This window comes from Chitinophaga sp. CC14, assembly GCF_048957795.1.
Lineage (GTDB): Bacteria > Bacteroidota > Bacteroidia > Chitinophagales > Chitinophagaceae > Chitinophaga > Chitinophaga ginsengisegetis.
On the sequence record NZ_JARBFY010000006.1, the window covers coordinates 81,026 to 95,657 of the forward strand.

A 14,632-nucleotide genomic window follows, 5' to 3' on the forward strand; every position below is an offset into this window, starting at 1 on the left:
ATTAAAAAAACATAATTATGAAAGCCGTAGCCGTATCAAAATTCAAAGACATTCCTGTGGTGATGGACCTGCCGAAACCTGCAGTACGACCAGGCACTGTACTGGTAAAAGTAGCCGCAGCGGGGATGAATCCGTTCGACTGGAAAATGATTGATGGCATTATGGACGACGGGAAAACCAAACACCAGTTTCCGCTCATCATGGGCGTAGATGGTGCAGGCACCGTGGAAGAAGTGGGAGAGGGCGTTACCCGGTTTAAAGCAGGCGATAAGATCTACGGTCAGTTTATTCATTCGCCCATCGGCGAAGGCTCTTATGCCGAATACGCCATCGTGCCTGAAAAATCAGGGATTACCAAAGCGCCATCCAGCCTGTCGGCCGTTGAAGCTGCCGCGGTACCCACTGCCGGCATGACCGCCCAGCAACTCTTGGATAAACTGGATCTCCAGGAAGGAAATATACTGCTGATCAACGGCGCCACCGGGGGCGTTGGCTCGTTTGCGGTACAACTGGCTGCTGCACAGGGTTTACAGGTAATTGCCACCGTTTCAGATGAAGCCGGCGCTGAAAGAATGAAGAAACTGGGCGCTGCAATAACTATCAACTATAAAGAAGCGCCATTAACCGAACAGGTAAAAGAACAGTTCCCCGGAGGACTCGATGGGCTGATCGACCTGGTAAGTAAAACAGACGGATTTGAGGCGAACCTGGACTTGTTGAAACCCGGCGGCACTGCATTTACCACCCAATTTGTAGCAGAAGAAAATGCCCTGAAAGACAGGAATATCCGCGGAGGCAACTTTGAAACACAAGGCAGCGCCGCTTCGCTGGATATCTTAACACTGGCCATCGACCGGGGTGCGCTTACGATCCCTGTAGAAAATAAAATTAAACTGGAAGATGTGCCGGCTGCCATTGTCCTGAGCCGCCAGGCGAAAGGGAAAGGAAAAACAGTGATCGTTATTTGAGGGAACGCCTTCGGCGTTGAAATTGTCTTGGAACAGGATTACGCTGATTTTATTGATTAGTCTGATTTTTAGTTTTAGGATTTCTTTAGATTTTTTATAAAAGATTAGGGGAGATAATGTGAATACTCACTTTATCTCCCCTAATCTTTAAAAATCAGTGCTGATCAAATCAAAAAAATCAGTAAAATCAGCGTAATCCTGTTCCAAGACAATTTCAACGCCGAAGGCGTTCCTCCACTACACTCCAGCCGTTGCCTTAAACAACTCCGCCTCACCATCAGTACTGATTTCATAAGTGGCGCCATAGGCTGTAAAAGCACATTGTCCTTTTTGCAAAGTCAATGTATCCTCGCCTTTAATAGTAACGTTACCTTTCATTACAATCAGTATTTCCGCAGCTTTGGCAGTATGCTTATATACCTGTCCGGCAGTAAGATCAATTTTACTCACCTCAAAGTCCGGCGCAGGGGAAGGATAAATTCTTTCCAGTCCATCAGCGCTTACATCGCCTTTAATGATATTAGGATGCACCCCTTCAAAGCGGGTATGCTTCAGGAGTTCCGGTACATCCACATGTTTCGGGGTAAGACCGCCACGCAGCACATTGTCTGAATTAGCCATCAGCTCTACGTTCTGGCCTTCCAGGTAAGCATGCGGGATGCCGGCGTCCTGGAACACTGCATCGCCGGGTTGTACCTGCATGATATTAAAGAAGTAAATAGAGAAGATGCCACGATCGAGTTTTTCCCTGCTGTTAGGATCATTCAAAACCGCACGGGCAGCCCAGAAACCTGGATCGTTCTTCGACAGCTTGTTGGATTTGTAAGGAAGGATCATGCGGTCGGTCAGCGGGCGGAGAATGATATTCACCAGCGACTGTGGCATTTCCATTACATTTTTATACAGGCCATAATAACCTTCTTTTTCGTATATGCTTACCAGTGAAGTAAATTCCGGAACGGTTTTCAGTACGTTCAGTAATTGTTCATGTGGCAGGAAGCCGTGAAGGAGATAGAACTCACTCAGGGCCACCATAATTTCAGGTTTATGATTATCGTCTTTATAGTTACGGTTTGACGCGCTCAAAGGAATACCTTCGGCATTTTCCCTTGCAAACCCTTTCTCCGCTTCACTTTTGGTAGGGTGTACCTGGATAGATAACATGTCTTTTACATCCAGGATCTTAAAAAGAAAAGGCAGCTCCTTAAACCGTTCCCATACTGCCGGACCGGTAATGTTGGCCGGGTCCTGGCCAATCAGCTCATTCAGCGGCAGTTGTCCGCTGGCGGTAGTAATAGTGGACGGAGCGCTGGGATGCGCGCCCATCCAGTATTCTGCACTGGGTTGATTTGAAGGGGCAATTCCCAACAGCTCAGGAATATAGTTATATCCGCCCCATGCGTAATGCTGTACTTTTCCTTCCAGTCTGAATAAGTTCATATATAGTAATCTGTTTTACTTGTTAAATACCAGAGAATCGATAATTTTATATGCCTGCAAAAATAGGTGTTAACCGTAAATAATTCCCCCGCACCAGGAAGTAAATTATTCAGGCAGTTGTTTGTAATACCCAAACCCAATAGCAAATGGCCAATCATCTGTCCCTGGGGCAACAGGGCGAATCAATTGCACAGGCTTATGTTAGCCGGTATTGTACCATCCTGCATGTAAACTGGAAATCCGGCAGGAAGGAGATAGATATCATCGCCCGGAAAAACGAACAGATTTATTTCATCGAAGTGAAAACACGCAGTACAGATCGCTTTGGCTGGCCCGAAGAAGCCGTGAACGCCCGCAAGGAAGAACATATCCGCAGCGTGGCAACCGACTATCTCCTGTATTATAACCTTAACCCTGCAGCCATCCGGTTTGATATTATTGCCATCACATTTTCAGGAGAAAATTATGAGTTGGAACACCTGAAAGATGTGTTCTGAACGCGGGTTTCCCGCTTCAGATCGTTAACCAGTTATTAACAAAAAAATGCCTGTGATTATTCTTTAATACTATGATATTATATATCTTTGTACCAGCTTTTAGAACCTACCCCTGAGTTGTTATATACCCCCGGTATCCCGGTAGATTTCAGGCAAAACATTTTCTCTGAAAAGATCTGGTGCAATGGTCAGCGCGACCTGTGCAGGCACTTTATTTATACCAACAGGAGAGATGAACAACGGCGATACCAGTAACAAAGAAAGAAACAGGGGAGTAAAAATTAATACACATTTGACAGCGTTTGTTTAACCGCGGCTATTACGCTACTAAACGCATTGATCACAGGAAGTTGCTTTCGGGAGTCAGAAAGTAAAAAAAAAGCTCCGTCTTACAAGACGGAGCTTTTATGTTTTATGCTTACCACAAACCGGTGTAGTTGTGTGGCGTAATGGCTTTCAGTTCTTTTTTGAGGGCGGCGCTGATCTTCAGTCCATCCACAAATTTATGCATGCTTTTCTGCGTGATCTGTTCTCCGCCACGGGTCAGCTCTTTCAGTGCTTCATATGGCTGCGGATAATTCTCACGACGTAATACAGTTTGAATGGCTTCTGCTACTACCGCCCAGTTATTTTCCAGGTCGTCTTTCAGCTTGGCTTCATTCAGGATCAGTTTACTCAGTCCTTTCTGAATAGATTTGGTAGCCAGCAGGGTATGACCAAACGGAACGCCGAGGTTACGCAATACCGTGGAATCGGTCAGGTCGCGCTGCAGGCGGGAAATGGGCAGTTTGGCGCTCAGGTGCTCAAACAGGGCATTCGCCAATCCGAGGTTGCCTTCTGCGTTCTCAAAATCAATCGGGTTCACTTTATGCGGCATGGCAGAAGAACCCACTTCATTCTTCTTGATCTTCTGTTTGAAATAATCCATAGAGATATAAGTCCATATATCACGGCAGAAGTCAAGCAGGATTGTATTGATCCGTTTCAGCGCATCAAATTGAGCAGCGATGTTATCATAATGCTCAATCTGCGTGGTATACTTCATACGTTGCAGGCCCAGCGTGGTGTTCACGAACTTCTCGCCAAACTTTTCCCAGTTGATCTTGGGGAAAGCTACGTGATGCGCGTTGAAGTTACCGGTAGCGCCGCCAAACTTCGCTGCGAAAGGAATATGCCCCAGCAGGTTCACCTGTCCTTCCAACCGTTCTACAAACACCAGGATCTCTTTACCCAAAATGGTGGGGGAAGCAGGCTGACCGTGGGTACGCGCCAGCATCGGTACTTTCATCCAGGATAATCCCAGCTTCTTCAGCTCCAGGATCATATTAGCCAGTGCCGGCATATACACGTGTTCTATGGCGTCTTTCCAGAACAGCGGGGTAGCGGTATTGTTTACATCCTGTGAAGTAAGACCGAAATGCACCCACTCCAGTTTGTCTTCCAAACCCAGGTTCTTCAATTCATTCTTCAGAAAATATTCAACTGCCTTTACATCGTGGTTGGTAATTTTTTCTGTGTCTTTGATCAGTTGTGCGTTCTCGATGGTGAACTCCTGGTAAATTTTACGCAGGGCGGGGAACTTGGCTTTCGGCAGCGTAAACAGCTTCTGCTCGGAGAGCGCAATAAAATATTCCACCTCTACCATCACACGGTAACGGATCAACGCAAATTCAGAAAAATAATTGGCCAGCTCGTCCAGTTGCTTGCGATAGCGCCCGTCCAGCGGAGAAATGGCAGTTAAAGGTTGTAGTTGCATAATGTATGTATTCCAGTATTACTATTAACATGTTTGAATGGCTGCAAGTTCTCCCTAAATCCTGATTTACAGGACCACAATTATTCATTTGGAACTTGTTAACCGGGATTTAATTACTTTTGCAGCTTCAAAATTACTGAAATTGGAACGGAAAGTAAAAGTTGCGGCTGTAAGTTATTTGAATACGAAGCCTTTATTGTATGGATTCAGGAATCATCCGGTGATGGAGATGATGGAATTATCGATGGATTATCCCGCTAAAATAGCCCAGCAGCTGATAGATGGAGAGGTAGACGTAGCGCTTGTGCCGGTGGCCATTATTCCTAAATTAAAGGAATATCATATCATAGCAGATTATTGTATCGGAGCCGAAGGACCAGTGGCATCTGTTTGTTTATACAGCGAGGTGCCTTTAAATGAAATAAAACGTATTTACCTGGATTACCAGAGCCGCACTTCTGTAGCGCTGCTCAAAGTACTGGTACACGAATACTGGAAGCTTGGTGTGGAGTTTGTAGATACCAACGGGGATTACCAGGACAAGATCAAAGGAGCCGATGCCGGCCTGGTGATCGGCGACCGCGCCCTGGAACAACGCAAAGTATCGCCATATATATATGACCTCGCAGAAAACTGGGTGCGCTTTACCAGCCTGCCATTTGTTTTCGCCGCCTGGATCAGTAACAAACAACTGCCGGCAGCGTTTATAAAGGAGTTTAACAACGCCACGGGTATCGGAATTCAGAATATTCCGGCGGTAGTAGCCGCAAACCCTTACGCAGTATACGATCTTACCACTTATTATATTCATAATATCAGTTATCCGTTAACGCCGGCGAAGCGACAGGGCATGCAAAAATTCCTCGGATACCTGCTACAGGAGCGGGTTGTATGATCAAGTCCACGTCCCCTCCACGTCACCTCCGTATAAAGTCCATGTCAAAGGCATGTCCTAAGCATGTGTAAAGCATGCGCAAAGCATATCTGAAGCATTGGCAAAGCATATTTAAAGCAGAAAGGATAAAGCATCACTTTATCCTTTCTGCTTTTTTAAGTATCTTCATGATTCGCACAATCATCTGCTTAAATTAATCTACGCTCATGAAAATCGGTATCCTTGGAAGCGGTCCTGTAGGATTAACCCTTGGTAAAGGGCTTATTCAGGCAGGACATCATGTTACAATCGGTACCCGTAACCCCGCGAGGGAATCCCTGCAGCAATGGATAAAAAAGCAAGGCAAACAGGCAATGGCAGGCACTTTCAGACAGGCATCCGAATTCGGGGAACTGTTGCTGATCTGTACCAGCTGGGCCGGTACCAAAAAAGCCATTGAAGCCGCCGGGATATGGAACTTCAAAAACAAAACAGTAGTGGATGTTACCAATCCTCTCGATGGCAAAGGCCCCGATGAAAGCGGACGACTCACCTTCACCATCGGTCATAATAACTCGGCAGGGGAACAAATACAAGCCTGGCTACCCCCGGATGCCAATGTGGTAAAGGCCCTCAGCTGTATCGGCCATGAAAAAATGCTGCTCCCGGATTTCAAAGAAGGAGCCCCCACCATGTTTATTGCCGGCAATAACAACGATGCCAAACGGGAAGTGACCAACCTGCTACACCAGATTGGCTGGCTCGATGTGGCTGATATGGGAAAGATAGAAATGAGCCGCAGCATAGAACCACTCTCTATTCTATGGGCCGCCTACGGCTTTCTGAACGACAGCACCGGTCATGCCTTCAAATTACTGAAACGATAAAATGAAAAGAGGGACCAGCTGTCAGCTGATCCCTCTCTTATATATCCGTGTACTTACTTTACCTGTTTGGAATTTATATAGAAGTTTTTATCTACCTCAAAGTTCTTCAGGTTACTTAAAGTTATATTGGAACTCCGCCATAACGTTCCGGGGTATATCAGCTTAAACCCGTTATCACTCAGCTTCACCTTCACCGGCATATTAAAATCCTTTACATCAGATACCCAGCGGTACTGGATCTGCTGTCCGTTGAAACGGTACTCCAGCGTAGGAATGGTAGTATGCCGCAGGTACTGGTCAAACACTTTGCTGAGGTTCATACCCACTACCTGGCTCATATACTGTTCTATTTCCTGCGTGGTCACAGTCTGATGGTAGAATGTTTTGTTCAGCCCGCGCAGCAGCTGGCGGAAGGCTTCGTCGTCTTCCATGATCTGCCGGATGTTATGCAGCATGTTGGCGCCTTTATAATACATATCACCGCTTCCCTCTGCGTTTACGCCATAGGGAGGAATGATGGGCACATCATTTAAGATATTTTTACGGATACCCTGTACATATTCCTCCGCGGCCTTATGTCCATACTGGCATTCAGTAAAAAGGGTTTCGGAATAGTTGGTGAAAGACTCATGGATCCACATGTCTGCCAGGTCTTTGCTGGTAATACTGTTACCAAACCATTCATGGCCGCTTTCATGGATAATGAGGAAGTCCCACTTCAATCCCCAGCCGGTACCGGAAAGATCCCTGCCGGAATAACCCATGAGGTATTTGTTGCCATATGCCACACCGCTCTGGTGTTCCATACCCAGGAACGGCGCTTCTATCAGTTTGTAGCTATCTTTATAAAAAGGATACTTACCAAACCAGTATTCAAAACATTTCAGCATCGGCTTCACCACTTTGAAATGTTCCCGCGCTTTGTCTTCATTATAATCCAATACCCAGAAACCAAGATCCAGTTTGCCGCCTTCACCATGCCAGGTATCTTTCATCTCTATATAGTTACCTACGTTCACCGCTACATCATAATTATTGATAGGGCTGCCCACATACCATACAAAGGTTTTGGTGCCATCGGGGTTGTCGATGGTCTTTTTTAAACGGCCATTGGATACATCGGTCAGGTCCGCCGGAACGGTTACGCTGATGGTCATGTCTTCCGGTTCGTCGCTTTGCGTGTCTTTGTTCGGCCACCAGATGCTGGCGCCCAAACCCTGGCAGGCAGTGGCTATCCACGGACGGCCCTTTTCATCTTTAGCCCATACCACGCCGCCATCCCATGGGGCTTTTAATGCCTTGCGGGGTTTACCGCTGTAATACACGGTGATCTTTTTTGATTTGTCTTTTGCCTGCGGCGACACCATCTTTATAAACCAGGCATTGCCGTCGCGGGTAACGGCGAGCGACTTCTTATCCTGTACCACACTGTCTATCACCATGGGTACCTGCAAGTCTATCTGCATCACGGAATCGGTTTTCAGCACCTGGTAGGTAATGGTATTAAAGCCGCTGAAGGTGCTGTCGTCCGGATTTACCTGTACATGCAGGTCGTAACTGGTAACATCCCACCAGGCGCGCTGAGGAGTAATACTGCCTCTCAGCGTGTCAGCCCTGCTGAACTGTTGTGCCCCTGCAGTTAATGTTGCCAGAAGGGCCATACAAAGCATTGGTATGCCGCGCATATTTATTCGTATATTTTAACCTGAAAGATATTAATTTACTGCCAAATGAAAAGTTGTTATTGTCAGGTGGTTATATGCAGATGGGGGCTTGCAGTGTTATGCAGCCTCTTACTTGGGGCGTGCGGTAGCCCGGAAGAACAGTCGCTGCGGGTATTCCGGTATAACAGTACCAACGGACTTGCCAGCCTGGACCCTGCATTTGCCAAAAGCCAGGAAGTAATATGGGCGGTAAAGCAATTATACAATACGCTGGTGGAACCCGACACCAACCTGGTGATCCGCCCTTCGCTGGCCAAACAGTGGCGCGAATCCGCCGATCACCGCACCTATACATTTGATCTCCGGACAGATGTGTATTTCCACGACAACGACATCTTCCCCGGAGGCAAAGGCCGCCGGATGACGGCCCACGACGTGGTGTATAGTCTCCGCCGTATCATGGATCCTGCCACGGCATCGCCCGGCGCCTGGATCTTCAACGGCAAACTCTCCGCCGACAGCGGCTTTAAAGCCCTGAATGATTCCACCTTTGAACTCACGCTCTACCGGCCGTTCCACCCGGTGCTGGGAATTCTCAGTATGCAGTACTGCTCCATTGTGCCACATGAAGCCATTGAGAAATACGGGAAAGACTTCCGCAACCATCCCTGTGGTACCGGGCCATTCCGCTTTTTCCTCTGGGACGAAGGACAGGCGCTGGTGCTGCACCGCAACCCCGCTTACTTTGAAACAGATGACACCGGCCATCGCCTGCCTTACCTCGAAGCCGTTCAGGTAGGCTTCCTCGAAAGTAAAGCATCGGAGTTCCTGCTGTTCCGCCAGGGACAACTGGATTTCATGAATGATATAGACGCCTCCTTTAAAGATGAAGTGCTCACCAAACAAGGCAAACTCCGGAAGGAGTGGGAGGGCAAAATGGTGCTGAGCAAACACCCTTATCTGAATACAGAATACCTCGGAATTCTTGCAGACAGCACCAATGCGCTTGTAAAGGAGTCGCCGCTCCGCTGGAAAAAGGTGCGCCAGGCCATTAACTACGGTATCGACCGTACGAAAATGATGACCTATCTCCGCAATGGTATAGGCACCGCCGCCGCAGCAGGATTTGTGCCCGCCGGGCTGCCTTCTTTCGACGCGCAGAAAGTAAAGGGCTATCCCTGGAACCCGGCCATGTCACGGCAGCTGCTCCGCGAAGCCGGCTTCCCGGATGGAAAAGGACTACCCGTTATCAAGCTGTTGTCTATTCCTATTTACGCTGATCTCGCCAACTACGTGGCCAATGAACTGGAAAACGTTGGCATCCGCATCCAGGTGGAAGTAGTGCAGAAAAGCCTGCTGCTGGAGCAAACCGCTAAATCACAGGCGCTGTTTTTCCGGGGCAGCTGGATCGCCGATTATCCCGACGCAGAAAGCTACCTGGCTATGTTTTACAGTAAAAACCCCGCGCCGCCGAATTATACCCGCTATCATAACCCGGCGTTCGACCGGCTCTATGAAACATCCCTGGAGGAAAACAACGACAGCATCCGGTACATTCAATACCGCGAGATGGACAACCTGATCATGGCAGACGCCGTAATAGTGCCGCTGTTCTACGATGAGGTAGTACGACTGGTACAGCCAAACATCTCCGGATTCACGGGTAATGGTATGAATCTCTTAGAGTTACGTCGGGTAAAGAAAAATTAAAATTTAAAATTATTTTAACATTTCCTTCACCACCCGGAACAGTAAATCTGGCTTGATATCCACTAAATTAGCTTACCTTTGGCGCTTATTTGTCACTTTATAAAGTATAGAAATGACGGCGATCCTGATATTCTTTTGTGTGCATTGGTTCTTTTCCTTGTTTTTTCACACATTCTACTTGCACCGTTATGCATCTCACCAGATGTATACTACCAGTAAATTCTGGGAACGATTCTTTTATTTCAGCACCTGGTTTTTCCAGGGTTCATCATACCTGATTCCAAGAGCTTATGGCGTTATGCACCGCATGCACCATGAATTCAGCGATACCGAACACGATCCGCATTCTCCGCACTTCTTCAAAGACGTTTGGGGCATGATGGTACAAACCCGCAAAATCTACAATGGTTTTGTAACCCGTACCAGTGAAGTGGATCCTAAATTTACCAAAGACCCGTTACCTGAATGGGATGCGATGGATAAATTCGGCGACAGCAACATCACCCGTTTCCTCTGGATGGGCGCTTATGTAGCATTTTATGTAGCATTTGTTCCTGCCGGTATGTGGTATCTTTATTTATTGCTGCCAATCCATTTCCTGATGGGACCTGTACAGGGCGCTATCGTTAACTGGTGCGGACATAAATATGGTTACCAGAATTTTGATAACAACGACCATTCCAGGAATACTTCTCCATGGGGTATTGTACTGATGGGCGAACTGTTTCAGAATAACCACCACAAATTTAAAGACAGTCCTAACTTTGCCAAGAAATGGTATGAGCTGGATCCAAGCTACCAGGTAATGAAGTTGCTGAACTTCGTTGGTATCATTAAGCTGAAACCCGCAATGGTTACAGCGCAGATGAAGAAAGCGAAAGCTGCCTGATAATACTTCGTACAATCAATCTGTTACAATAATAGAAAGTGCCTTGCCGTAATGGTGAGGCATTTTTTATTTACGCGGAGGTTGTCTTTCTCAGGATTAAACTGATTATGCTGATTACTTTGATTTGATCATTTTTGATTTTAAAAGATTAAGGGGAGATACAAGCGGATATCCGCTTGTATCTCCCCTTAATCTTTTAAAATCTTTTATAAAATCTTTTATAAAATCAAAAGTAAAATCAAAAGTAAAATCAAAGTAATCAACATAATCAGTTTAATCCTGAGAAAGACAACCTCCGCGACACTCCTGCATCACCGGAAGGGTTTAAAGGAAACATGCTGCGCCAGCGCCAGCATGGGCCGGTCGCCCTCACTATCGCCGTAAGCATATATTTCCCCGAAGTTTTCCAGGCGGTAAGCTTCACGGATGCGTCTTACCTTTTCTTCACCATTACAGTTGATACCCTGGATATTACCGGTGATGACTTTATTTTTTACTTCGAGACGGGTGGCCAGGCAAACGATGTTTTCCCGCCGGCACCACGGCGCTACCCAGTCCTGCGCAGAAGCGGATACCACCACCACATGATGTCCCTGTTGCTGGTGATTTCGTATAGCCGCCAACGCTTGCGGACGAATTAACGCCGGCAGCTTCTCCCGGCAGAAACTTTCACAGCCTGCGGAAAAATCATGGGTGGGCATCTCTCCAAAAAAATATCGCAGTACTTCTTCCTTCATCTGTTGCGCCGGCAACATTTTTAATTTGAAGCGCAGCAGTGCGGGCAGCAGTTGGATCATGCCTGCATACATAGCGGCGCGGCCCCTGTGATGGCGGATGATTTCCCATAGGGTATCCCTCGTAGTAATGGTTCCGTCGAAGTCGAAAAAAGCGATGGTCACAGGGAGAGTTTTTTGAAAATACCTTCAGGTATTAATTTGATAATGAGCATAATGTATCGCCAATGCCACTTTACATACAGCACATTCTTTTTACGTTTCACTGCTTTGAAAACCGTGGTGGCCACTGCTTCCGGCTGGGCGGTGAGCAAGGGGGGCAGGGTCAGGTGTTGAGTCATACGGGTGTTCACAAATCCCGGTTGTACACTCATCACGTGAACGCCACTACGAAAAAGACGGTTTCTTAACCCACTGAGATAAGCGGTAAAACCTGCTTTCGCACTGCCATAAATATAATTACTTTGCCGGCCTCTTTCACCTGCTACAGAGCTGATCCCCACAATGGTTCCCTGCTTCCTGGCTTCGTAGCTTTCTGCCACAATGTTTAGTATAGAAACGGCGCCGGTATAATTACTGTTAATGATGGTAGCAGCTTCCTGCCAGTTTTGCTGCGCTTTCTCCTGGTCGCCCAGGTAACCAAAAACGCAAATGGTAATATCGGGGGGAACAGGCAGGCCGGCGTAAAAAGCCGCGTGTGATGCGAAGTTGGCCGCATCAAACATATGCGTGGTGGCTTTAACGCCATAACGCACCTGCAGATCCTGTTGTTGTGGTATCAAAGCGGCAGTATTCCTGCCGGCCAGTTGAATATCATATTTTTCAGACGCAAACTTCCTGGCAATGGCAACCGCCATGTCTGAACCTGCGCCAAGTATTAAAAGGGTAGGCATGAGTGTACTTGGTTAATCAGGGTAAACTATTTCGTCAGTGATAAACGCTCCGATTGGAGGGATTCAAAACGCGCGTTGTTGTTATATCGTTTTACAATTTCGGCAAACCGGCCGGCATTAGGATAGCTGTTCCAGAAAATTTCCTGCTTCATCCTCGCGTCTTTCGACAGGTATAAACGGCCGCCGTATTGCAGTACAATCTCATCCAGCTCATCCAGGAATTCAAATAACCCTTTGCGGATGGGGAAATCCAGCGCGAGGGTATATCCTTCCATCGGAAAGGAGATGAGGCTGTCCTGTTTACCAAACACCTTCAATACCGCCAGGAACGAACCCCAGCCTTTATCACTGATCCGTTGCAGGATAGCTACCAGGCCATCTTTCTGCTCAAGGGATACCACAAACTGGTATTGTACAAACCCGGCCTTGCCATACCCGCGGTTCCAGTGAAGGATGGCGTCCAGCGGATAAAAGAAGGGTTCATACGGGATTACCTTGTGCATCACCTTCTTATAATTCTTCCCATAGTATAACCAGTTAAACGCTTTTACGGTAAAAGTGTTCAGTACAAAGGAGGGGAGGTTGAATGGCAGGGTCAGTTTTCGTTTAGCCGGGAGGGTGAGCGGGGCTTTCTGTTGTGCTGCATTCAGTTCTTCCGGGGTAGCATGTTCACCAACAATCAGGATACTCCGGCCAAAGGAATCGCCTTTCTGGAGACAATCGATCCAGGCCATAGAGTAGGTATAGTGTTTATATTCATCAAACAGCCGGATCACTTCCTCCAGGTTTTTAGCCTTCAGTTGTGTTTGCCGGATATAGGCAGTGGCTATTTTTTTGAGGCCGAATTTCACACGGGTGATTACCCCGGTAAGGCCCATGCCACCGCAGGTAGCCCAGAAAAGATCTTCGTGTTGTGTGGCGGAACAGCAAATGGTTTCGCCGCTGGCGGTCAATACATCCATATCAATGATATGGCCGGAGAAGGCGCCATCCACGTGATGGTTTTTTCCGTGTACATCGGAAGCTACTGCTCCGCCTACAGTAATATATTTGGTGCCGGGTGTTACGGGTAAGAACCATCCTTTCGGAACAATAATATCCAGTATCTGGTCCAGCGTTACGCCTGCCTGTACATCCATGATCCCGTTGGCCGTGTCAAAGGAAAGCATCTTATCGTACTTCAGCATGGAAATGCTGTGCTTTCCCAGGGAGGCGTCGCCATAACAGCGGCCGTTGCCACGCGCAATCATGTGGGTATTGGCCACCACATATTTACGAAGCTCATCTTCCTGGGTAAAAGCATTTTCGTCGCTGTCAACAGCAGGGAAGTTCCCCCAGTTGGCTAACCGTTTTTGCATTATTCAAAAAATGTTTTATCTGTCGGTAAATAAATTAATACATAAAAACTCAGGACCCACAGGAGGATGGTTAATTGAATAAAACGGTCTTTATATAGGATTTTGGTTGGAGAACCAGTACTGTTCTGTACGTAGGTTATTTGCAAATATCGTAATAATCCGCCAATTACAAACAGGGTGGTGTAATAAAGGCGATAGGTATGAAACCTGGCCTGTGTTTCAGGAGAAATCGTATACATCAGGTAGGCGACTATAATAACGGCGGAAACAAGCGCCAGCATCACGTTCAGGAAATCCATATTGTACCCCCGCACAGCTTTGCGCATATCTTTTCCCGAGTCCTGTTTGATTATTATATCGTCACGGCGTTTGGCAATGGCCATAAAAAGAGACAACAGGAATACCATAATCACCAGCCACTCCGATAACGCTACTTTCGCGGCCACACCACCGGATTTAACCCGCAGCACAAATCCTGTTGACACAATTATAATGTCGAGGATAGAGATATTCTTTAGCCCCAGGCAGTACAGGATGTTTAACACAAAATAGATACTCAACACAAAAACAAACTTATCACCTACCATAATGGCGAACACATAACCGGCGAAAACGCAGATGATAAAGAGGGCGAGGGCGGCCGGCCGGCTGATGGCCCCGGAAGCCAGGGGGCGTTTGCATTTTACCGGGTGGAGGCGGTCTGCCTCAATATCGCGGTAGTCGTTCAGTATATAAATACTACTGGCAATGAAACTGAAGGCGAGGAAAGCAACCAGTACATCAAGCAGCTTATCAGGCTTAAAAATCTCTCCCGCAAAAAACAGGGGAATAAACAGGAAGGCATTCTTTACCCAGTGTTTGGGTCGTAGCAGCTTTAAAAATTTCACGGAACCTGGAGTTGTTTGGTATGTTAGATGGGTCTAATTTACAATTTATTCAATTACTTTTGCAGCCATTCATGT

At 47.0% G+C, this 14,632-nt stretch carries 14 protein-coding genes; 7 read left to right on the plus strand and 7 right to left on the minus strand.

Features of this window, described 5'->3' with window-relative positions; all coding sequences use genetic code 11:
- Window positions 1-17 precede the first annotated feature (17 nt).
- Window positions 18-968 (plus strand): NADP-dependent oxidoreductase, encoded by a 951-nt coding sequence (locus tag PV783_RS30705; RefSeq protein ID WP_420990706.1) that lies wholly within the window; start codon window positions 18-20, stop codon window positions 966-968.
- A gap of 237 nt (window positions 969-1,205) precedes the next feature.
- Here the strand turns inward: PV783_RS30705 and manA are convergent, their stop codons facing one another.
- The gene (gene manA, locus PV783_RS30710) at window positions 1,206-2,408 is read right to left on the minus strand and encodes a mannose-6-phosphate isomerase, class I (protein ID WP_420990707.1); all 1,203 of its coding nucleotides are present in this window, start codon (window positions 2,406-2,408) and stop codon (window positions 1,206-1,208) included.
- 146 nt (window positions 2,409-2,554) lie between these two features.
- Here manA and PV783_RS30715 point away from each other — a divergent pair, with 146 nt between their 5' ends.
- Window positions 2,555-2,905, plus strand: coding sequence for a YraN family protein (locus tag PV783_RS30715; protein WP_079471867.1), 351 nt, complete (start codon window positions 2,555-2,557; stop codon window positions 2,903-2,905).
- 87 nt (window positions 2,906-2,992) lie between these two features.
- Complete coding sequence (locus PV783_RS30720; RefSeq protein ID WP_159454397.1) at window positions 2,993-3,160, plus strand: hypothetical protein; 168 nt, start codon at window positions 2,993-2,995, stop codon at window positions 3,158-3,160.
- 163 nt (window positions 3,161-3,323) lie between these two features.
- Here PV783_RS30720 and purB read toward each other — a convergent pair whose 3' ends face one another.
- A complete protein-coding gene (purB, locus tag PV783_RS30725) occupies window positions 3,324-4,661 on the minus strand; it encodes an adenylosuccinate lyase (protein ID WP_079471868.1) in 1,338 nt (445 codons plus the stop codon).
- Between the two features lie 142 nt (window positions 4,662-4,803).
- On the opposite strand from purB, the gene PV783_RS30730 reads away from it, so the two are divergent.
- Both PV783_RS30730 and PV783_RS30735 read left to right on the plus strand, forming a co-directional pair.
- Window positions 4,804-5,556: a menaquinone biosynthetic enzyme MqnA/MqnD family protein gene (locus tag PV783_RS30730; RefSeq protein ID WP_420990708.1), complete on the plus strand. Its 753-nt coding sequence runs from the start codon at window positions 4,804-4,806 to the stop codon at window positions 5,554-5,556.
- A 206-nt stretch (window positions 5,557-5,762) separates the two neighbouring features.
- The gene (locus PV783_RS30735) at window positions 5,763-6,422 is read left to right on the plus strand and encodes an NADPH-dependent F420 reductase (protein ID WP_420990709.1); all 660 of its coding nucleotides are present in this window, start codon (window positions 5,763-5,765) and stop codon (window positions 6,420-6,422) included.
- A gap of 53 nt (window positions 6,423-6,475) precedes the next feature.
- Here PV783_RS30735 and PV783_RS30740 read toward each other — a convergent pair whose 3' ends face one another.
- Complete coding sequence (locus PV783_RS30740) at window positions 6,476-8,107, minus strand: M1 family metallopeptidase (RefSeq protein WP_420990710.1); 1,632 nt, start codon at window positions 8,105-8,107, stop codon at window positions 6,476-6,478.
- Between the two features lie 45 nt (window positions 8,108-8,152).
- On the opposite strand from PV783_RS30740, the gene PV783_RS30745 reads away from it, so the two are divergent.
- Both PV783_RS30745 and PV783_RS30750 read left to right on the plus strand, forming a co-directional pair.
- Window positions 8,153-9,796 carry an ABC transporter substrate-binding protein gene (locus PV783_RS30745; RefSeq protein ID WP_420990711.1) on the plus strand — a complete coding sequence of 548 codons (1,644 nt, stop codon included), beginning with the start codon at window positions 8,153-8,155 and terminating at the stop codon, window positions 9,794-9,796.
- A 112-nt stretch (window positions 9,797-9,908) separates the two neighbouring features.
- Window positions 9,909-10,685 carry an acyl-CoA desaturase gene (locus tag PV783_RS30750; RefSeq protein WP_079471872.1) on the plus strand — a complete coding sequence of 259 codons (777 nt, stop codon included), beginning with the start codon at window positions 9,909-9,911 and terminating at the stop codon, window positions 10,683-10,685.
- Window positions 10,686-10,996: 311 nt separating this feature from the next.
- On the opposite strand, the gene PV783_RS30755 is transcribed toward PV783_RS30750, so the two are convergent.
- From PV783_RS30755 to PV783_RS30770, 4 genes are read right to left on the minus strand one after another with little or no spacing between them, the layout of a single operon-like run.
- Window positions 10,997-11,584: an HAD family hydrolase gene (locus PV783_RS30755; protein ID WP_420990712.1), complete on the minus strand. Its 588-nt coding sequence runs from the start codon at window positions 11,582-11,584 to the stop codon at window positions 10,997-10,999.
- A complete protein-coding gene (locus tag PV783_RS30760; RefSeq protein ID WP_420990713.1) occupies window positions 11,581-12,312 on the minus strand; it encodes an SDR family oxidoreductase in 732 nt (243 codons plus the stop codon). Before PV783_RS30760 ends, PV783_RS30755 begins: the two co-directional genes overlap by 4 nt.
- A gap of 26 nt (window positions 12,313-12,338) precedes the next feature.
- Window positions 12,339-13,670, minus strand: coding sequence for an FAD-binding oxidoreductase (locus tag PV783_RS30765; protein WP_420990714.1), 1,332 nt, complete (start codon window positions 13,668-13,670; stop codon window positions 12,339-12,341).
- Window positions 13,670-14,557 (minus strand): decaprenyl-phosphate phosphoribosyltransferase, encoded by an 888-nt coding sequence (locus tag PV783_RS30770; protein WP_420990715.1) that lies wholly within the window; start codon window positions 14,555-14,557, stop codon window positions 13,670-13,672. Before PV783_RS30770 ends, PV783_RS30765 begins: the two co-directional genes overlap by 1 nt.
- Window positions 14,558-14,632 lie beyond the last annotated feature (75 nt).

What these genes read in the sequence shown, in the direction of transcription:
- PV783_RS30705 (WP_420990706.1), top strand. Translation starts at nt 18, where the DNA reads ATGAAAGCCGTAGCCGTATCAAAATTCAAAGACATTCCTGTGGTGATG.
- manA (WP_420990707.1), bottom strand. Translation starts at nt 2,408, where the DNA reads ATGAACTTATTCAGACTGGAAGGAAAAGTACAGCATTACGCATGGGGC.
- PV783_RS30715 (WP_079471867.1), top strand. Translation starts at nt 2,555, where the DNA reads ATGGCCAATCATCTGTCCCTGGGGCAACAGGGCGAATCAATTGCACAG.
- purB (WP_079471868.1), bottom strand. Translation starts at nt 4,661, where the DNA reads ATGCAACTACAACCTTTAACTGCCATTTCTCCGCTGGACGGGCGCTAT.
- PV783_RS30735 (WP_420990709.1), top strand. Translation starts at nt 5,763, where the DNA reads ATGAAAATCGGTATCCTTGGAAGCGGTCCTGTAGGATTAACCCTTGGT.
- PV783_RS30740 (WP_420990710.1), bottom strand. Translation starts at nt 8,107, where the DNA reads ATGCGCGGCATACCAATGCTTTGTATGGCCCTTCTGGCAACATTAACT.
- PV783_RS30745 (WP_420990711.1), top strand. Translation starts at nt 8,153, where the DNA reads ATGAAAAGTTGTTATTGTCAGGTGGTTATATGCAGATGGGGGCTTGCA.
- PV783_RS30750 (WP_079471872.1), top strand. Translation starts at nt 9,909, where the DNA reads ATGACGGCGATCCTGATATTCTTTTGTGTGCATTGGTTCTTTTCCTTG.
- PV783_RS30760 (WP_420990713.1), bottom strand. Translation starts at nt 12,312, where the DNA reads ATGCCTACCCTTTTAATACTTGGCGCAGGTTCAGACATGGCGGTTGCC.
- PV783_RS30765 (WP_420990714.1), bottom strand. Translation starts at nt 13,670, where the DNA reads ATGCAAAAACGGTTAGCCAACTGGGGGAACTTCCCTGCTGTTGACAGC.